Raw genomic sequence first — 20,738 nt, forward strand, 5'->3', positions numbered from 1 at the left:
CTAGAACACTAAGGTCTGGATAATACTAATTGGTATTATTCAGGCCTTTTATTTGCATTAAATTCAATAACTCAACTTTTGTGAGTAATCTTTTTCCAATAGCGAGTATGCTCAGGTACAATCCAGCTAATATTAAAGCACTCGTATTTATAGCATTAGCCAACGGCGGACCATAGATAATGATAAATCCAAAGAAAATTGAAGAAGTTGCTAAGCAATTAGCCGAAAGCCTGCCAAGTGGTCTGAAGCAATTCGCCGGTGAATTTGAAGATAAGAGTAAACAGATCCTGCAAAACCAATTGATGAAGTTGGATGTGGTGTCCCATGAAGAATTTGAAGTTCAGCAACATGTTTTACTCAAGACCCGTGAAAAATTAGAAGCCCTACAGGCACAAGTCGATGCGCTAGAGAAGCGACTCAACGAGAGTGAAAGCGAATAAGTTTCAAATTATATCAATCGATATAAGACATGACACAAATCAAGAGCGCTTAAGCGCTCTTTTTATTGCTTTACTTCTTATTGCAGCTATTCGGCTTCTGATCTGTTCGTTGTAGTGAGCAGCAATATACATCCTGCCAGCAAGACCAGGTCCTTCACGATAAACTGACCACTCCCGGTCAATAGAGGAACACCTTGGCTCATCTCATAAGCGGGTAAGCTGATGATAAAGGTCTGGGTCGCCAGAAAGGTCAATGCCGCTACCGCTAAGCCCAATGTTCTGGCCCAGGCATATTTACTACCGATAATAAGACCGAAGACCGCAAGCAACTCAACCACTCCGATAAAGTATGAGCCATGAAGTACACTAAAAAAATCGTAAATCCAGCTAAATAGTGGGCTCGTTGCCATCAACCTCTCGATGCCATCGGCTTCGAACTGAGTAAACTTCATACCGCCTATCCACAGCATCACCAATACCACTCCGGCCCAGATAACCTTAAGTGAAAGCCTATTTAATTTTTGATGACCAGCGTAATGAGAGGCAATAAAAACAGAGACGCCGACTATGGCCAGATACTTAATCAATCCCTGTCCGGCACCGATAGCCGGGAAACCACCCAGACTATCGATCCAAACCGGGTGGGTGAATAACATCAACATAGGTATCAAGGCTATTAGCGAATAGAGATAGAGGACTGCATGGCTTAATTTATGCCTAGGAAAGATTAACGCCGCGACGACTATGAGCTGCATGACACCTAACAAAGCCGATAGCCAAGGGAAGTCAGGCAAGCCTATGGCCGCGAGTTGTTTAGAAAAATAGCCGACATCTAGGGCTGTAAATCGATTCATTGCTGTGGTCAGTAGGAAGAGTCCCAATAACACGCATGCAGCGGCTAACGCTGGTATAGATTTTTTCTCAAACATTTCAATCTCCAATTCAGATGCAGCAATAGACCCTTAAATCGGAATCGCTATTTCATCGAAACTGAATAAAAATACATCACCCACACTAATATCAATCGGGATAATACCAATTCCATTAAATTTATGCTCAATTCAGAGCTCTCTCAGGGCTGTTAATTCAAGGCGCATTGTTGAGAAAATGGTTATTCCCTTTTAAGACAATGCAACACAGAAGTAGAAGCCCTGAGAAGCTCACGTAGTGCGGCTGATGTTTAAGGCAAAGGGAAAAACACTTTATGCTGCGCAAGTGGCTTTCGATATAGAATAACTATTAGCTTCAATCCCCTTACTTGCCTACAGCATTTTTAACTCCCGCTGAATGACCACTTACTTAATGGAACTGGTATTTACTCCTCAATTCCTCACCAGATTGCCCTATTTTCGCCATCATTGATCATAGCTTAGCCCCCATATCCATGAAGGAATTTGTTTAAATGATGCCTATCACATTAGAGGGATTTTTCATGTTAGATCTTTTGACTTCAGCTAAAACTAATCTTACCCATAAAATACTACTGGTTGCACTCTTGTCTCTTTTGTCACTCATCCCATTGGGATTAGTGATGGATATGGTTTGGGAAAGGGAGAACTTATATCACCAAGTGGTGGAGGAGATAGGTCAATCTTGGGGAGAGCGACAGCAGATATCCGGGCCAGCTCTGGTCGTGCCCTATACCTATCAAGTTGTGCAAGAGACAATCAATGACGAAGGCAAGGTCAGAAAATTTACCAGCACTTATCAAAATGAACTGGTGATTTTACCTAAGCAGCTAGCGCTAAATATCGATCTCACCCATGACTTTCGTTCCAGAGGCATATTTCAGTCTCTGGTCTACAATGCCCGCATCACAGGCTCGGCGAACTTCGAAGTAGCAGCAGCCAAGGTGCCAAACATGTCTAAGTTCGATATCGAAAATGCCCGTATCGTCTTCGGCATATCGGCCAATCAAGCCATAGATAAAATAGAGACTTTCGAGCTGATAAGTGAATCTACAGGGGCATTAATCATGCAATCCAGCATAATGTCGGGCACAGGCCTGTCAAACCAGATAGGTCTGGAACGTGGCTTCCACCAGCCCATCAAGCTAGAAAGTGGGCAGAAGAAATTAACCTTAAATTTTGCCGTTAAACTGAGAGGTTCACAATCTATCAGCGCACTCCCTCTGGGTGAGCAGACCAGCATCAAGATCAGCGCCGATTGGCCCCACCCCAGTTTCAAGGGAATACTTCCGGCACATAGAGAAGTCACTAAGCAGGGTTTTAGTGCCAACTGGGAGATCAGCCACCTCAGTCGCAATTTTCCCCAAGTTTTTAGCAAGAATCAAGAGATCGACTTGAGGGAGATAGAAGCCAATACGGTACTGTTCGAGCCTGTCACCCACTACGGTAAAATTGAGCGTTCGGTTAAATACGGCCTGTTGTTTATCGTACTCAGTTTCATCATATTACTGATATTTGAACTGGGTCAGAAGACCAGCCTGAGTCTAATCCAATATCTGCTGGTGGGATGCGCTATGACACTATTTTATCTCTTGCTACTGTCTCTATCTGAGCACTTAACCTTTTCACTGGCTTACATCATAGCGGCCAGCGTCCCGGTCATTTCAGTTTCGGCCTATGTGGCAAGTGCTACATCCTGTATCAAACGCGGTGGAATCATGTCAGCCATGCTGATTGCCCTGTATACTGTGCTCTACTCCATCCTCAAGCTGGAAGATTATGCCCTGCTAATGGGGACCGGGCTCTTAGTGGTCATCATGTTGCTTCTTATGTTTGTCACTCGAGGGGCAGGACAAGAGACTTTGAACTCAGACAAACCCAATAAAACAAGTCGAGTCGATCCATCAAGTTAACGATATTTAATTGATATTTCCGCCAACTAGGCTAGCTTGCCGCGAATGCGCAAGTTAGCCTATGCACTTTTAAAATGAGGCCATGCCATTGAAGCGTCCTTTCCCCTTTAGGTCTGCCGTGCTATTTCCTATGATATTGGGCTGGTTTGTCCTGCTCATCATACCCGGTATACTGTTTGTCTCTGACGCATCGCTATTTCCCTGGTTGTCTCTCGATTCCACAGCCGCCGAAACACTATTTTGGATCACTTCGACCGGAACGGCTCCCTATGGCGTAGCGACCGTGCTGTTAATATTATTCCTTAGCTATCGAAGACTGGAGCATTCAAGATTTTTTAGTCTGTTTCTCGCTATCTCACTGAGTATGTGTACCACACTCGGACTCAACCATTTCCTTAAGCCTTTCTTCAATGAGGCGCGCCCTAATGCGGTCTGGCTAGATCAACATAACCTGCTTAACACCGATAGTTTTTACACTCTTTCTAAAACGGAGCGCAAAATACAGATGATGGCGGCAGTCAATCAGGTTGAACACGCCAACACAGAGATCACCTTAGCGCCATTAGTTAAGCAACATTGGCAACACGAGATAGGATTTTCCTTTCCATCGGGGCACACACTATTTGCTATCACCTTGACCATGGTTGCCAGCTATTACCTCCTGATAGCAGGTAATATATGGATACCTGGTTTGCTCTTTTTCTGGAGTATTGCCATGGGATTCAGCCGAATGCTATTGGGAATGCACTGGACTCGAGATGTGCTCGCCTCGACTCTACTCGGTGGAATAATCGGACTTATCAGTCTATTGGTTATTCACAAGGTATTTCCTTTTATCTGGTCAATTTCATCCAGGCTAGCACCACGACAGATAAAAGCGAATCAGTAGCCATGATGCCAAAGAGATAATACCAATCGCTATAAAGACTTCTCTTTGGCTAACCACGACTCGATAGAATGGGATATCATTAGCGACAAACATCTGGATTGATATCTTACTTACCTAAACACTAATGAGCTTCCTATGGCAGAACTGCAACTAGACAAAATTGATCTGGATATCTTACGCCTGCTGCAGAGTCAGGGGCGGCTCTCCAATCAGGAACTCGCCGAACGGGTAGGCTTATCGCCCTCCCCTTGCTCTCGCAGAGTAAAAGCCCTGGAAGAATCCGGTTTTATCTCAGGTTATGCCACCATACTCTCTGCCGAACATTTTAATCTGTCACTCACAGCTTATGTGCAGGTACGACTAGAGAAACACGCGAAAGAAATTCTGGAGTCTTTTGAGGCCAAGGTAAGCAGCTATGACGAGGTACAGGAATGCTGTCTGCTCACTGGCAGCGATGCCGATTATCAGCTAAAAGTGTTAGTTGAGGACATGAACCAGTTCAAACTCTTCTTACTCGATAAATTAACCACACATCCTCATATAGCCGGAGTCCATTCCAGCTTCGTATTGAAACAAGTGAAAAGCCAAACCAGCATTCCACTGCCCAAAATAGCTTAATTTGTCGCTTGTCGATCGCAAAAATGAATAAAGTTGAATACGCAATATTCTTGCGTATCGCACAGCGCAGACAACCACAAAGCAATATCATTTCAAAAAACCCGCCAAAATAGATCGGAATCACCAAACATTTATGAATTATCAGGATATACAATCTCAAATGTTGTTTTTTTTGATATAAACCTTCATTGACCAGCTAAAATAAAAGACTATGATGCGTCCTCATCAAAAAGTGAGAGATAAGCATGAGTTCCACAGACACTAACCATTTCAGTTCAAGACTAGGCTTTATCATGGCCGCCGCAGGCTCCGCCGTCGGTGTCGGTAATATCTGGGGCTTTCCGACGCAAGCCGCAACCCATGGCGGTGGCGCATTTCTCTTAGTCTATCTGGTACTTATAGTCATTTTAGGTTATCCCATGCTTGTCGCCGAGTTGATGATTGGTCGTCATGGCCAGACTAACCCAGCCGACGCAATGGGCAAGATAGGTACGGGTCCAGTAAGCCGAAACATAGGTAAACTGATTGGCTTCACCTCTATCGTTACCGCAACCCTTATCTGTACCTTCTACACCATATTATCCGGCTGGTTTGTCAGCTTTGCTCTAGCCCCAATAGCGAAAATATTCGGATTCTCACAGGCCTCCGCCTGGTTGATGGATTTCTCACTGTCGCGCAACTTAGTGTTTACCGCCATCTTCATATTAATGGTGATTTGGGTGATACGTCAGGGAGTACAACAGGGGATCGAGCGCTGGTCTAAACGTTTAATGCCTCTGCTGCTAGGCATCTTAGTCTTAGGCGTTGTCTACATACTGACTCTACCCGGCGCCATGACAGGGCTAGAGGTACTACTCGTTCCTGACTTTTCACAAATCTGGGATGGCGACGTGCTCGTCGGAGCTCTGGGACAGACATTCTTCTCATTGACCATAGGTACTGGTGCCATGATGGTCTATGGCGCTTACCTGAATGAAAAAGAGAACATAGCTAAGCTCACCGCCTATGTCACCCTAATGGACACAAGTGTGGCCTTCCTGGCCGCGCTGATGATCATTCCAGCCATGTATGTGGCGCAGCATAACGGCGTACAGATTTTCGCCGCAGATGGCAGCCTGCTGAATTCTGATACTCTAGTCTTCACCGTGCTACCTGCGTTATTCGATACCTTAGGTGGTAACCTGCAGTATATTTTAGCCTTGGTATTCTTCATCTTGATGACTATCGCAGGTCTGACATCGGCTATCTCTATCGTCGAGGTCCCCACCAGCTACCTGATGGAGAAGAGAGAGATCGGCCGCAACAAGGCAACCTACTTAATTGGCACCTTAATCATGGTGTTGTCATTGAGCCTAGTTTGGAATTTTGAGCAGTTATTTAGCTTTATGATCACCTTGACCACAGAGAGAGCTCAACCCCTCATCGCCCTGGGTATCGCCATCTATTTAGGCTGGGTATGGCAACGCAACGACCTACTTAAAGAGATCCAGGCTCAAGAGGGAGCTGATAGCAACAGTCTATTCTGGCGTCTATGGCCAATCTATGTGAAGTTTGTCTGCCCACTTCTGATCATTTTGATCATAGTGCAGCTATTTAATACTTAGGCCTACCTAGTAAACGACTCTCCATGTCGAATCATGTAGAGTCGTTACTCATCATTTCTAAGCCATTAAGTAGTCTAGTTTAAAACGAATGACAGCAGATGCAGTCTATGCCTGCTGTTGCTTCATTTTAATTTCACTCGAGCTAAAACTAGCTAGCGTAATGCTAAGTATATTGCTTCAGTATCATCTGCACCGCAGTATCCGAAATCAGGTCAATTTGCTGTTCATCGGGAAATTCAGCCCCCTGTATCAGCTGAGGCCAGAAACAAAACGCCTTGATCACCGCCATAAATTGCGTAACCACAAGTTCGGGGTGTTTGGTTTTAAGCACACCGGCATCCGCCGCCGCATAAAACCAACTCGTCAAGGGGGATTCCTGCTTACTGAACTCATTCATCGCATCCTGAATAAGCTCGGGAGAGTGAATAGCCTCGGCAATGATCACCTTGGCCATAGAGAGAAAGGCCTCAGATCTGAGTTGCGAAACTTCATGGGCAACTAACAGCCTAAGTTGATCTTCCAGTGAACCTTCAGTTGAAAAAGGCACATGTTCAAATGCACAAAGCAGCGACATCATCTCAACCATGATCGCGCTAAACAAGGCATCTTTATTAGAAAAATGATTGTAAACCGTACGCTTAGAGACTTCCGCTCCCTTGGCAATATCATCCATACTCGCCGATTGAAAGCCTTTCGCCTCAAACTCAGTCATGGCAGCCTGAATAATAGCTGCACGTTTTAACTCGGAGCGGGATATTTTTTTCTCTTGCATTTTCAGCTTCTTATTTCATTAAACTCAGATTACCAGCGACTATATTACACTAATCAGTTTACTTTTCAAAAACACAAAGTAAACTACACAGTATAGTTTACTTTCGTTAAACACCTTATTTATGAAACTAACGATAATAATCATCAGCTTACTCATAGGAGGCATTATGCTTGCCACTACACAGTCACAAACAGATTTATCTGAGACAGTTAATAGCCTAGCGCCGCACCATAATCTTGATGGTGGCTATATCAATACCGCTAAAGACTTCACTGAGAACACTGCGATTCTTCCATTGCTAAAACGCTATATCACCGAAGATCGCATCGATGCACTACCGAAAAATGCTATCCCCCTCATTGAGCAAACTGCACATTCACTCGAGCAACTACCACTCGAACAGGATAGCGTTATTCGACTCGGACACTCGAGCATTTTCATTCAAATCTCAGGACAAAGGTGGCTAATCGACCCGGTTTTCAGTGACAGAGCCTCTCCTTTCAGTTTTGCCGGACCAAAGCGCTTCCATCAACCCCCGATCAGTCTCGAATCTCTACCACACATTGATGGTGTGATGATCTCTCACGATCACTATGACCATCTGGATAAGCAAACAATCAAATTTTTAGCTAATAAAGTGAAGCATTTTGTTGTCCCCTTAGGCGTAGATAAGCACTTAATAAAATGGGGAGTCCCGGCGACTCACATTCAGAGTCTGGATTGGTGGCAATCGGCCAATTTTGGCAAGGTGACATTAACCGCGACTCCGACCCAACACTTCTCAGGCCGTGGACTATTCGATAAAAATGAGACCTTATGGGCCTCATATGTCATAGAGTCAGAGACAAACAAACTCTTCTTTAGCGGAGATTCTGGCTATTTCGATGGCTTTAAACAGATAGGTGAACGATTTGGCCCATTCGATCTGGCCATGGTAGAAACAGGTGCCTATGACAAAGACTGGCCAACAATCCATATGACTCCAGAGCAAAGCCTGCAAGCCCATATAGACCTTAGAGGACATCAAATGATGCCGATCCACAATGGCACCTTCGATCTGGCCTTTCACAGCTGGTATGAACCTCTAGAGAAAATTGTAGAGCTGGCAGACGCTGCAGATGTAAAGTTGGTTACACCCGTTATGGGGCAAATAGTAGAAATTACAAAAACTAAACAGATAAGAGAAAGTCAGTACTGGTGGAGAACACAAATTCAAACAGAACTAAGCCTAGCTTTATAGGGTTAAGGATATCAAGTGCAATTATGCGCTATTAATATATTTCCACATAAGAATTAAAGCCTGTAAACTCAGTGTGATAGTCGATATAAATCAGCTATCACTCTCTTATCAATGACGAAAAAGAGATAATACCTCAATTAATTTTACTCAGCTTTAGGGAAGAAACTAAGTGAAAGAAAAACGCACACGGCTCATCACAATGGTCACCATAATTGTGACTATTGTATTTTACTTTTTATGGCCTACCCCTCAAAAAGTACCGGCTCAGTCTAATGTGAGCGATATTGATACTGTGACCAACACAGTTAATGCATCAGAAGAGATGGATACTCACGCACCCAGCCTATCCGTCACCGATTATCAGCAGTGCAAGCAACTCATTAAAAATAACCGTGTTAAATCGGATAATTTTGGTCGTTCCCAAAACTGGAGTAAATACCTCAATGAGGGATACTCGATTGATGACATCACATCGGCAATCGATCACTTCTCAAACTCTAATTTCGCCGCCAGCTGGCGCGCTGAACAATTAAAACAACATTCAAAATTAGACCTGCAAGATGCAAACATAAGTGAAAAATTAAAGGATGAATTTCCTGAACTACCTGAATATTTCAAGATAACAACACGAGTACCCACACCAGTCTTAGAAAATATTGCCGATTTAACCGATAAAGCCGCATTACAACTTATTGAAATAACAGAGTTAAGTATTGATGATGTCGCTTGGTTAGTCGAACAGGAAGATATATCACAAAAAACCTTAACTGAAGCCATAAATAAATTAAATGATATTAACCAACTACTTGGCTACGGATTGATGGGGAAGGAAAAGCTATTATTGATTGATGTCGCAGCTTTTCACGGACAAGACAAAGTTGTCGCCGAGCTATTACAACAAAACGGTACACTGTCTAACGATGCTTATCTTGGCTCAACTATGGAGCATGCTTTAGCCAATTTATACTATGTACTAGCAAGTAATAACGAGGAGGATGCGATTATCAGTCAGGTTAATATTATTGAACAACTACAAGGCCTAAATGCACCCGCCTTCTTCGATACACAAACAGATCAATCAGTATCAGGCTCCTTCCCGCGAAACTCTTATCATTTTACTGAAGAACAACTCACCTCGCTGATAACTCACTATCAGCTAGACCTAACGCAAATACAAGCTAGAAAAAGGTTACCTTTCGACCCTGATGCAAAACTGATCGTTAGACTCACGCAAGAGCGAGACCTATTACTTGAGAAAGAGGCTTCACCAGAACAATTACTTTCCTGCCAAGCTAGAATTTCTAAAATCGATAAAGAATGGCAACCAAAAACGCTTAACTATTATACTGCTCAGCTAGAAAATGAGAATAGAGCAGTGAATGCGAGCAACCTTCACAATATCGATCCAGTATTAGCACAATGTTCTATGAACCGCCAAGAAATGGCTCTCCCACTTTCCCACCCAAGAAATAAAGAACTAGAATCTAAGGTTTTTGGTAAGAAACTGCGTAACAATAAAATTTTTGAAGTAATAAAAATCATTGAATCCGCTAATTTAACAGAGGCACAGCTGCGCTGGTTTTTCTATCAAATCCTCCCATGGGATGCCAGTTATTATCAAGCTTTGCAAAGTAGTCAACTTAGGCAGGAGCAGATAGATTTTACGTTACTGATGATGTTTGGAGGAAATAACTCAACTTATTTCGAAGAGTTACACATCAATGGACTCGATATTACAGGAAGGGATCACACAGGAAAGACGCTTATTTATCATAGCATCGAGAGACGTAAATTAGATTTACTCCGTTATTTAGTCAGCCAAAGGAGTGACTATCATGATAACCCTATCGGCACAGACCCTTTATACTTAGTAATAGATTCAAGCTATTACTTCAATCCAAATGAAGTATTGGATTACCTAGAGGTATTGATGCAACTCTCGCCACCTGTACACGACTACCATAAAAGAGCATTAGCACTGCTACGACTCAAGTATCCTGAGCTCTACAGCCAAATATCAGCACGCTTTGGCGAATTAAAGATAACAGAGGACACCCCCTTACCTCAGGCGAGCTGTTACGGTAACAATCTTAACTCGGGGTAAGCAAAAAGGTTAACGGATAAAAAATGCCAGTAAGTCTAACTTACTGGCATTCGATTACGGATTATTTTGACCAATATTAGATCTAATTCAATACTTCTTCCAAGGCTTTAAGACAAAGCGCTACATTCTCTCTTCTAGCACCAAAGCCCATCAAGCCTATGCGCCATGCTTTACCTGCTAAGGCGCCGAGGCCGGCGCCAATTTCGAGGTTATAATTTTCCAACAGCTGCTTACGCACTGCGGCATCATCGACTCCTTCCGGAATATAGACGGTATTGAGCTGAGGCAGACGGCAAGTCTCTTCGACCACGAACTTAAGCCCTAATCCCTCGAGTCCTTGTCTGAGCACCTGGTGCATATCGGCGTGACGTTGCCACGAAGCCGCTAAGCCTTCTTTGGCCAGCAAGCGCAGTGACTCATGCAGGGCATAAAGCGCGTTAACAGGCGCCGTATGATGATAACTGCGTTTGACACTGTTATCGGCGGTACCACTCCAATAGCCCATGACCAAGGTTTGATCCAAAAACCAGCTCTGCACTGGGGTGGTGCGACTCTTAATCTTCTCAACCGCAGCCGGAGAAAATGACACTGGCGACAACCCTGGTACACAAGAGAGACACTTCTGGCTGCCGGCATAGATGGCATCTATGCCCCACTCATCGACCCTAAGCTCGACGCCGCCCACTGAGGTTACGGCATCGACTATAGATAAACAATTATACTGCTTCGCCAGAGCACACAAGGTTTTAGCATCAGACAGTGCACCTGTAGAGGTTTCTGCGTGAACGAAAGCAAGAAACTTAGCATCCGGATGCGCCTTTAATGCCGCCTCGACATCGGCAGGACTGACCGCTTCTCCCCACTCATTATCGACTACCACAGCCGTGGCTCCAACACGCTCGACATTTTGGCGCATACGCTCACCAAACACGCCGTTGCGACAAACAATTACCTTCTCACCCGCCTCAACCAAGTTAACGAAGCAAGTTTCCATGCCGGCACTACCCGGCGCCGACACGGCTAAGGTCATCTCATTCTTAGTCTGGAAGGCATACTGAATAAGCGCCTTAAGCTCGTCCATCATGGCAATAAACAGAGGATCTAAATGACCGATAGTGGGGCGAGCTTGAGCGGCTAATACTTCAGGATAGACATCGGAGGGACCTGGCCCCATCAAGATTCTACGCGGGGGATTAAACGCATCGATACTAGGTGCTGCTAACATATAACTTCCTCGAAAAATCCTTCTCAATATACCAATCGGTATAAGAAAGTGACCACACCTTTATACCGATTGGTATTAAAGGTAATGGTTAACTAATTGATTAGTACCTAGTCTTAAGACCACATACTCATTCCCTACGTATTAAATCATCTAGCGTCACTTTGACTATAGTGAAGCGATTCATGTGCCTTATGGCATCTTATTTTCTATCTATACCTATAAACAATGGACTAAAGACTAATGCTTGATATCCAAATTCAAACCAGCGTTTAAAAGGTAACATAAAAAAGGACGCATATGCGTCCTCTATTTTATTCGCTATTAGAGCGAAGTATTTCGAGCCAAGCAAGCCTAAGGCTAATCACGCTCTTAATCTCGATTATCTAAGAAGAGCTTATAAGCCGGACTCTGGGTCTCTTCATGATAGACGAAGCCCAGCTCGGTTAAGAACTGCTGGAATGCCAGGTTATCGGACTCGGGAACCTCGAAGCCAGCCAAGACGCGACCAAAGGCGGCGCCATGGTTTCGATAGTGAAACAGACTGATATTCCACTTACTCTGCAGGGTCGTCAGAAACTTAAACAAGGCGCCAGGATGCTCGGGAAACTCGAAACTGAACAGGCGCTCATCGAGCTTCTCCGGCGGATGCCCGCCCACCATATAGCGCACATGTAATTTCGCCGTCTCATCATGGGAGAGATCTTGCACCTCGAAGCCATCATTCTCCAATCTTGCAATGATCTTATCCAGCTCGATCTGACCTTCCGATAGACGGATCCCGGCGAAAACTACTGCCTTATCCCGACTGCTGAAGCGATAATTAAACTCAGTCATCACACGCTTTTCTAACAGTTCACAGAAGCGCAGGAAGATCCCCGGACGTTCAGGGACTTTAACCGCCAGAATAGCCTCTTTTTTCTCCCCAAGCTCACAGCGCTCGGAGATATATCTCAGGCTATGAAAGTTCACATTAGCGCCACTGAGAATGGCGGCCACTTTCTCGCCCTGACCGGCATCACCCATATATTTCTTCAGGCCAGCCAGAGCCAGGGCTCCTGCAGGCTCCGCTATGGCGCGAGTATCTTCGAAGATATCTTTCACCGCGGCGCAGATCTCATCCGAGCTAACGGTTATCACATCATCGACATATTCCCGGGCAAGCCTAAATGGCTCGGCACCAATCTGCTTAACGGCAACGCCATCGGCAAACAAGCCGACCTGAGGTAAAATAACCCGCTCATCGGCCTCTAATGCCGCCTTTAAACAGGCAGAATCTTCCGGCTCGACGCCAATAATTTTAACCTGAGGCATAACAGCCTTATAAAACGCGGCAATACCGGCGATCAGACCGCCACCACCCACAGGGACAAAGACAATTTCTAAGTCTCTTTGTTGCTGCAGCATCTCCTGGGCAATGGTGCCCTGTCCGGCAATCACTGCCTCATCATCGAATGGCGCCACATAGACGCGACCATCTGCAGCCGCAAGCTCCTGAGCATAAGTATTAGCCTGATCGAACGCCTGGCCGTAAAGTACCACCTCACCGCCGAGACGCCTGACCGCATCGACCTTGATATCCGGAGTCGTTTCCGGCATCACAATCACCGCACTGATACCACGGGCGGCGGCCGACATTGCCACACCCTGAGCATGATTGCCCGCAGACGCACACACCACACCACGCCGACACTCATCGGCTGTGAGTTCAGAGATCTTGTTATAGGCACCACGCAGCTTAAATGAGTGCACAGGCTGCATATCTTCGCGCTTGAGGAACACCTGACAGCCCAAGCGGGCCGACAGCTTATTCAAACTAGAGAGTGGCGTGACTTTGGCCACATCATAGACAGAAGACAATAAGGTCTTCTGCAAATAATAGTGAGCCAGATCTAACTTAGATTTTGAGGCTAATGCCAACATATTAATCCTCCAGCATGGTGACATCTCTCACCGCGCCTTTATCGGCACTGGTCGCAAGCAAGGCATAAGCCTTGAGTGCCAGAGATACGGAGCGTTCACGACCCACAGGCTTCCAGGCTTGCTTACCACGCCCTTCCATTGCTGTACGACGAGCCGCTAATTCAGTATCGCTGATAGCGAGTTTGATCGAGCGCGCCGGAATATCGATTTCAATTCTGTCACCGGTCTCAACCAGACCTATGGTGCCACCAGCCGCAGCTTCTGGCGAAACATGGCCGATAGACAGGCCGGAAGTGCCGCCGGAGAAACGACCATCAGTGATAAGCGCACACGCCTTACCCAGGCCGCGAGACTTAAGGTAACTGGTTGGATAAAGCATCTCCTGCATACCCGGGCCACCTTTAGGGCCTTCGTAGCGAATAACGACCACGTCACCCGCAACCACTTTACCGCCCAAGATAGCGGCAACGGCATCGTCCTGACTCTCAAACACACGGGCAGAGCCGATGAAGATATGATTCTCTTCATCCACACCTGCAGTTTTGACGATACAACCATCGATGGCAATATTGCCGGAAAGCACTGCTAGGCCACCTTCTTGGCTAAAAGCAAATTCACGCTTACGGATACAACCGCCTTCGCGGTCATCATCAACACTATCCCAGCGACAACTTTGGCTGAAGGCCTTAGTGGTTGGGATGCCCGCAGGTCCTGCCGAGAAAAACTTATGTACCGCTTCATCTTTACTCTGAGCTATATCCCATTTGGCCAGCACGTCTTTCAAGCTTGCCCCTGCCACATGATAGGCATCATTATGAATGAGACCTGCCCGGTCAAGCTCGCCTAAGATCCCCATCACGCCGCCGGCGCGATGCACATCTTCCATATGATACTTGGGAGTCGAAGGTGCCACCTTACACAAATGAGGCACCAGGCGGGACAACCTGTCGATATCAGCCATGGTAAAATCAACTTTTCCCTCATAGGCCGAGGCTAATAGATGCAATACCGTGTTGCTGGAGCCGCCCATAGCGATATCTAAGGTCATGGCATTCTCGAATGCCTTGAAGTTAGCGATATTGCGTGGCAAAGCAGACTCATCATCATGCTTGTAGTAACGGGTAGCCAAGTCCATGATACGGCGACCCGCCTCTAAGAAGAGCTCGCGTCTATCGGAGTGAGTGGCAAGCATAGAGCCATTACCCGGCAAAGACAGGCCTAAGGCTTCGGTCAAGCAATTCATCGAGTTAGCGGTGAACATACCGGAACATGAACCACAGGTAGGGCAGGCGCTACGCTCAATCTTCTCGCTATCTTCGTCCGAGACGCGATCGTCCGCCCCCGCCACCATGGCATCCACCAGATCCAGCTTGATGATGTTACCCGAAAGCTTAGTCTTACCCGCTTCCATAGGGCCACCAGAGACGAAAATTACCGGAATATTTAGGCGAAGAGCCGCCATCATCATGCCAGGAGTGATCTTGTCACAATTGGAAATACACACCAAGGCATCGGCGCAGTGGGCATTGACCATATACTCGACGCTGTCGGCAATAAGCTCACGAGAAGGTAGGCTATAGAGCATGCCACCGTGACCCATGGCGATACCGTCATCTACCGCGATAGTATTAAACTCTTTGGCGATTCCGCCCGCTTCTTCTATGGCGCCAGCGACTAACGAGCCCATATCTTTGAGATGCACATGACCGGGAACAAATTGCGTGAATGAGTTGGAAATCGCAATAATTGGCTTACCAAAATCACTATCTTTGACGCCGGTAGCACGCCATAGGGCGCGAGCTCCGGCCATGTTACGACCTTCGGTACTGGTAGCTGAACGTAATTTAGGCATTGCGACTGTCCTTATTGAGAAGGTTCGAGGTGCTAGTTCCTAGTTCCTAGGAGCCCTCTGCTGTTACCTTTCTAGTTAATTCTCAAACCTAAGAATGAATGCATCTTAAGTGTCTTTATTCTTTGTCTTTCCTATGACCTAGCTCCTAGGTCATAAAACCTAGGGCCTTCTTTTAAAGCACTTCTAACCAACCCCACTTGTCTTCGGTCTCACCGGTAAACAGGCCAAAGAAGCTTTCCTGTATCGACTTAGTGATGGGACCACGCTTCCCTGCACCGACATCAATTCTGTCGACGCTACGCACAGGCACTATTTCAGCCGCGGTGCCAGTCATAAATATCTCATCGGCGAGATAGAGGAACTCACGAGACATGGCCTCTTCAACCACTTCATAACCCTTCTCTCGAGCCAAAATGATGATGCTATCTCGGGTCAAACCCATCAAAATAGCAGCGGTTGCTGGCGGTGTATAGATTTTACCTTTCTTGACCACGAACAGGTTAGCGCCAGCACCTTCGCTGACCAAACCATTCACATCGAGGGCTATACCCTCATCGAAGCCGTTACGCTTAGCTTCGGTCGAGATCTGAATCGATGACAAGTAGTTACCACCAGCCTTAGCGCCAGTAGGTATGGTATTGGGTGCCAGACGATTCCATGAGCTCACAGCCACATCGACCCCAGCTTCCATACTGTCTTCACCTAGATAGGCGCCCCAGGGGAATGCTGCAACCATGACATCACACACGGCATCTTTAGGCGGGGTTATCCCCATGCCTACATCACCATAGAAGGCCAGCGGACGAATGTAGGCACTCTTGAGACCATTCTTCTGCACGCTGTCACGACAGGCCAGCATAATCTCATCATGTATATAGGGAATTGGCATGCGATAAATCTTAGCCGAATCGAACAGACGCTGAACATGATCGGTTAAGCGAAATCCCGCCGGGCCCAGATGAGTATCATAGACACGGATCCCTTCGAAGACAGAAGAGCCATAATGTAAGCCGTGAGACATTACATGTACCTTGGCATCACCCCAAGGCATTATCTCACCATTGAACCATATAAACTCTGCTTTCTTCGCGGTCATCTCTATTTCCTCACTCTACTTTCAATATTCACTACAACAGGCGTTAACTGTTTACTTTGTTATTATCGCTAATCTAATAATCTGCCGTCAGTATCTATAGGCCTTAAGCATGTACCCGACAATCGACAACATCGAAAAGCTTATCTAGCTGATTAGTCAGCAGCTCGATGGCCCGCTCACCTTCGACATGCATAGCGAGCCCAACACCTTGCTCACCTTCTAACTGCATATCCATCTTGGTCACTTTAAAGCCCCTATGGCGTACCACTCTCAATACACGCTCTAGTACTTCAGGCTGCTGCACTAAGGTTAAGCTCAATTGATAACTCATCTCTACTCCCTATCCACTTGTTCTTTCCTGCACTAGGCTTTAAGTCTGTTTGTCCATCTCTTCCATCATGTCGCGATTACAGGCCCCCGGGGGGACGAGTGGCCAAACATTGTGAGCATCATCAATCCTCACATGCAGCAGGTATGGGCCTTCGCAATTCACCAGATGATCTAACGCTTCTTCTACTTGATCTGTGGTGGTAATGGTGCGACCGGGAATATCGAATGCCGATGCCAAGGTGACAAAATCCGGGTTATCGGACAGGTCAGTCTCGCTGTAACGCTCCTCGAAGAAGAGCTGCTGCCACTGCTTCACCATGCCTAACTTCTGGTTATCTATCAGCAAGATTTTAACCGCCAATTTACGGCGTTTGATGGTGGTGAGTTCCTGCACATTCATCATAAATGAGCCATCGCCTGAGACGACCACTACGGTTGCATCGGGACGGGACACCTTAGCGCCGATGCCGGCAGGAAGGCCGAATCCCATAGTCCCCAGACCTGAGCTGGACAGGTGATCTTCAGGATTACGGAACCACATATGCTGGGCCACCCACATCTGGTGCTGACCAACATCACAAGTCACCACGCTATCTTCCGGCAGTTTAGCGGCTAAGCGGTTCAACATGGCAGGGGCGAATATTAGCTCACCGGGGCGATCGTATTTCCACGTATGCTCGGCTTTCAGTTGCTCAACCTCTTCGCGCCAGGGAGCAATAGCCAACTCGGTCGCCAATGCGGGCAACACCTGACGTAGATCGCCAGCAATGGCGACTTCCGGCAGGCGTAACTTACCGAGCTCCGCCGCATCGATATCTAAATGAATCACCTTGGCATGTTCGGCAAAGGTCGCTAGACGGCCGGTAACCCGATCATCGAAACGAGCGCCAACCACGATTAACAAGTCACACTCCTGAACGGCAATATTGGCCGCCTTGGAGCCATGCATGCCTAACATGCCCAGATAACCCGACGTCTCTTTCTCAATGGTACCCAGACCCTTTAGTGTTGCCACTGAGGGCACACCCGTCAGCTGGATAAATTCACGTAATTGAGGAACGGCTCTTGCCATACCTACGCCGCCTCCTACATAGAGCATAGGTTTATGGGCTTGCTTAAGCAGAGTCAAAGCATCATCAAGTTTACTAGCATCAGCTTGAGGCTGAGGATACTTCTCCTGTTTGGGAGTAGAGTACTCAAACATAGCAATTTGGATATCCTTAGGAATATCCACCAGCACTGGACCCGGACGCCCCGAAGCCGCTATCTCGAACGCCTTATACAGGGTGGGGACCAGCTGTTCTATTTCGGTCACCATGAAGCTGTGCTTGGTACACGACAACGACATGCCCAAGACATCGATTTCCTGAAAAGCATCGGTGCCAATCACGGCGGTAGAGACCTGACCTGTGATGGCGACAACAGGCACGGAGTCGAGCAAGGCATCGGCCAATGAGGTCACCAAATTGGTAGCCCCGGGACCCGACGTCGCGAAACACACTCCAGTCTTGCCTGTCGCGCGGGCATAACCTAAGGCTGCAAATGCGGCTCCTTGCTCGTGACGACTCAGAAGGTGTTCCACTGGCGCACCGTAAAGCGCATCATAAATCGGCATGATAGCGCCGCCGGGGTAACCAAAAATATTCGTTACCCCATGGTCGACTAACACCTTGATCACGGCATCGGCGCCGCGCATCATCTGCCCACTATCCGCTTGTCCTGCCTCTGAATTGCCTTGCTGTGTCTGCCCTTGTTCCATCTGCATCTCTCACTTTCTGCCAAACCTTAACGGTTCAGTATTTGTAGGGTAAAGCCGTTTTTGCATCTTTCTTAGTCGGGCTTTAAACGAAAAACCCCCCGGTCCTTGCGGAGCGGAGGGTTAGTTGCAATCTTTACCTAATTAGGTTTGTCGATGCGCCATGGGAGCCCCCCGCTGTGATCTAATAATCACCACGGTAATAATCTCAATAATGAGTAGGGCTGCCTGGTTTAACATGCTTAGACTGTATCCTAATTAGTTTGCTTGAATTCGGTGTCTTTTCGATTAAGATCGCGAGACCGCTAATCAATACCACAAAGCCAATAAAAAACACAACAAAAACCTTTTACCGAGAAGAAACACTTAGTTTCATTATTCAAACGATACGTCAAAAATGATCCTTTGATTTTTCGGTCAGCCTAGCCTCAATCTTGAAATTATCTTTTACTTCTCTTCGACGATTTGCTGCATAGCCGTCATATGACCACGTAGCTCGGCACCTATCTTCTCAACGCCAGTACCGCGAATGGCAGCATTAACTTCGATCAGACGTTGGTTATCGACACCATTGCTGCTGTCGCTTAGTCCGCGACCTAGGTACTCTGGAGACATGGCATTGACGTAGTCGCGCAACATAGGCACGGCGGCGTGATTAAACAAGTAACAACCATATTCAGCGGTATCAGAGATAACCACGTTCATCTCGTAAAGACGCTTACGTGCGATTGTGTTAGCTATGAGTGGTGTTTCATGTAGCGACTCGTAATAAGCCGACGCTTCGACTATGCCGGCAGAAGTCATAGTATCGAACGCAAGCTCGACACCCGCTTTGATCATGGCCACAAGGAAAATACCTTTGTCGAAATAGGTTTGCTCGTCGATATCTTCATCGCTAACGGGTGCATTTTCGAAGGCTGTTTCACCGGTAGCGGCGCGCCATTTAAGCAAGTTTGCATCGTCGTTGGCCCAATCGACCATCATGGTGCGAGAGAACTCACCGCCTATGATGTCATCCATGTGCTTCTCGAACAAAGGAGCAAGAATGACCTTTAACTCTTCAGCCATGTCGAATGCTTTGATCTTGGCAGGGTTAGACAGGCGATCCATCATGTTGGTGATACCACCATGCTTTAACGCTTCAGTGGTGGTTTCCCAACCTTGTTGAATCAGTTTCGCCGCATAGCCAGGCTCTACACCGTCGGCAACCATCTTCTCGTAACCTAAGATAGCGCCAGTTTGTAGCATGCCACAGAGAATAGTTTGCTCACCCATAAGGTCAGACTTAACTTCGGCAATAAATGATGAGTGGAGCACACCCGCACGATCACCACCGGTAGCGCTGGCATATGCCTTAGCGATATCGAAACCTTGACCCTTAGGATCATTCTCAGGGTGAACAGCGATCAGAGTCGGTACGCCGAAACCACGCTTATACTCTTCACGTACTTCGGTACCAGGACACTTAGGGGCAACCATGATGACTGTGATGTCTTCACGAACCTGCATGCCCTCTTCAACGATATTGAAACCGTGAGAGTAAGACAGAGTTGCACCTTGCTTCATAAGCGGCATTATAGTAGTCACGGCGTTAGTGTGCTGTTTATCTGGCGTCAGGTTAAGCACAAGATCGGCATCAGGAATAAGCTCCTCGATAGTGCCAGCGCGGAAACCGTTTCCAGTCGCCTTTTGGTATGAAGCACGTTTCTCTTCGATCGCCTCGGCGCGAAGTGCATAAGCGATATTCAGACCAGAGTCACGCATATTCAAACCTTGGTTGAGGCCCTGTGCACCACACCCTAGAATGACGATATTCCACCCCTTAATGAAATCGCAGCCTTCGCTAAATTCATTACGATCCATAAAGCGGCACTGAGCCAGCTGTTCTAATTGTTGACGCAAATTCAGAGAGTTAAAATAGTTAGCCATCTGATGTACCACCTTCTGTATCGAATTGAGGAGAGCTGCTTCATGCGCTTAGATAACGTGAGCACGAGCAGTGATTGAGATCACTATAGCTCATGATTTTGATTGCTTAAAATGATATATTCGGGATGCTGCATTGCATTTT

General features: G+C 46.6%; 16 protein-coding genes. 7 read left to right on the top strand and 9 right to left on the bottom strand.

From position 1 onward, the window contains the following. Positions 1-179: 179 nt before the first annotated feature. Positions 180-440: a ubiquinone biosynthesis accessory factor UbiK gene (ubiK, locus tag FS373_RS23530; RefSeq protein WP_144048269.1), complete on the top strand. Its 261-nt coding sequence runs from the start codon at positions 180-182 to the stop codon at positions 438-440. Positions 441-526: 86 nt separating this feature from the next. Here ubiK and FS373_RS23535 read toward each other — a convergent pair whose 3' ends face one another. After that, on the bottom strand, positions 527-1,369 hold the full coding sequence (locus tag FS373_RS23535; RefSeq protein ID WP_152830753.1) for a DUF417 family protein: 843 nt from the start codon (positions 1,367-1,369) through the stop codon (positions 527-529). A gap of 473 nt (positions 1,370-1,842) precedes the next feature. Between FS373_RS23535 and creD the strand changes: the two genes are divergently transcribed. The 4 genes from creD (at position 1,843) to FS373_RS23555 (ending at position 6,372) form a co-directional block, all read left to right on the top strand. Further along, positions 1,843-3,261, top strand: a complete 1,419-nt coding sequence (creD, locus tag FS373_RS23540; RefSeq protein WP_407695617.1) for a cell envelope integrity protein CreD — start codon at positions 1,843-1,845, stop codon at positions 3,259-3,261. Between the two features lie 82 nt (positions 3,262-3,343). Then, the gene (locus FS373_RS23545; RefSeq protein ID WP_227993197.1) at positions 3,344-4,150 is read left to right on the top strand and encodes a phosphatase PAP2 family protein; all 807 of its coding nucleotides are present in this window, start codon (positions 3,344-3,346) and stop codon (positions 4,148-4,150) included. A 135-nt stretch (positions 4,151-4,285) separates the two neighbouring features. Beyond that, positions 4,286-4,768: an Lrp/AsnC family transcriptional regulator gene (locus FS373_RS23550; RefSeq protein ID WP_144048271.1), complete on the top strand. Its 483-nt coding sequence runs from the start codon at positions 4,286-4,288 to the stop codon at positions 4,766-4,768. Between the two features lie 245 nt (positions 4,769-5,013). Beyond that, positions 5,014-6,372 (top strand): sodium-dependent transporter, encoded by a 1,359-nt coding sequence (locus FS373_RS23555; protein WP_152830754.1) that lies wholly within the window; start codon positions 5,014-5,016, stop codon positions 6,370-6,372. Between the two features lie 163 nt (positions 6,373-6,535). Here the strand turns inward: FS373_RS23555 and FS373_RS23560 are convergent, their stop codons facing one another. Next, complete coding sequence (locus FS373_RS23560) at positions 6,536-7,144, bottom strand: TetR/AcrR family transcriptional regulator (protein ID WP_144048273.1); 609 nt, start codon at positions 7,142-7,144, stop codon at positions 6,536-6,538. Between the two features lie 166 nt (positions 7,145-7,310). Between FS373_RS23560 and FS373_RS23565 the strand changes: the two genes are divergently transcribed. Then, complete coding sequence (locus FS373_RS23565; protein WP_227993198.1) at positions 7,311-8,384, top strand: MBL fold metallo-hydrolase; 1,074 nt, start codon at positions 7,311-7,313, stop codon at positions 8,382-8,384. 169 nt (positions 8,385-8,553) lie between these two features. After that, positions 8,554-10,488, top strand: coding sequence for a hypothetical protein (locus FS373_RS23570; protein WP_144048274.1), 1,935 nt, complete (start codon positions 8,554-8,556; stop codon positions 10,486-10,488). Between the two features lie 82 nt (positions 10,489-10,570). On the opposite strand, the gene FS373_RS23575 is transcribed toward FS373_RS23570, so the two are convergent. The 7 genes from FS373_RS23575 to ilvC all read right to left on the bottom strand — a co-directional run bounded on the left by FS373_RS23575 (position 10,571) and on the right by ilvC (position 20,596). Beyond that, positions 10,571-11,713 (bottom strand): pyridoxal-phosphate-dependent aminotransferase family protein, encoded by a 1,143-nt coding sequence (locus FS373_RS23575; RefSeq protein ID WP_144048275.1) that lies wholly within the window; start codon positions 11,711-11,713, stop codon positions 10,571-10,573. A 369-nt stretch (positions 11,714-12,082) separates the two neighbouring features. Further along, positions 12,083-13,633, bottom strand: a complete 1,551-nt coding sequence (gene ilvA / locus FS373_RS23580) for a threonine ammonia-lyase, biosynthetic (protein ID WP_144048276.1) — start codon at positions 13,631-13,633, stop codon at positions 12,083-12,085. A gap of 1 nt (position 13,634) precedes the next feature. Then, positions 13,635-15,485: a dihydroxy-acid dehydratase gene (gene ilvD, locus FS373_RS23585; RefSeq protein WP_144048277.1), complete on the bottom strand. Its 1,851-nt coding sequence runs from the start codon at positions 15,483-15,485 to the stop codon at positions 13,635-13,637. Between the two features lie 172 nt (positions 15,486-15,657). Further along, a complete protein-coding gene (locus FS373_RS23590) occupies positions 15,658-16,581 on the bottom strand; it encodes a branched-chain amino acid transaminase (RefSeq protein ID WP_144048278.1) in 924 nt (307 codons plus the stop codon). Between the two features lie 103 nt (positions 16,582-16,684). After that, on the bottom strand, positions 16,685-16,912 hold the full coding sequence (ilvM, locus tag FS373_RS23595) for an acetolactate synthase 2 small subunit (protein WP_144048279.1): 228 nt from the start codon (positions 16,910-16,912) through the stop codon (positions 16,685-16,687). 39 nt (positions 16,913-16,951) lie between these two features. Then, positions 16,952-18,607, bottom strand: a complete 1,656-nt coding sequence (ilvG, locus tag FS373_RS23600; RefSeq protein ID WP_194165929.1) for an acetolactate synthase 2 catalytic subunit — start codon at positions 18,605-18,607, stop codon at positions 16,952-16,954. Positions 18,608-19,114: 507 nt separating this feature from the next. Beyond that, on the bottom strand, positions 19,115-20,596 hold the full coding sequence (gene ilvC, locus FS373_RS23610) for a ketol-acid reductoisomerase (RefSeq protein WP_144048281.1): 1,482 nt from the start codon (positions 20,594-20,596) through the stop codon (positions 19,115-19,117). Positions 20,597-20,738 lie beyond the last annotated feature (142 nt).

The organism is Shewanella sp. YLB-07 (genome assembly GCF_009377275.1).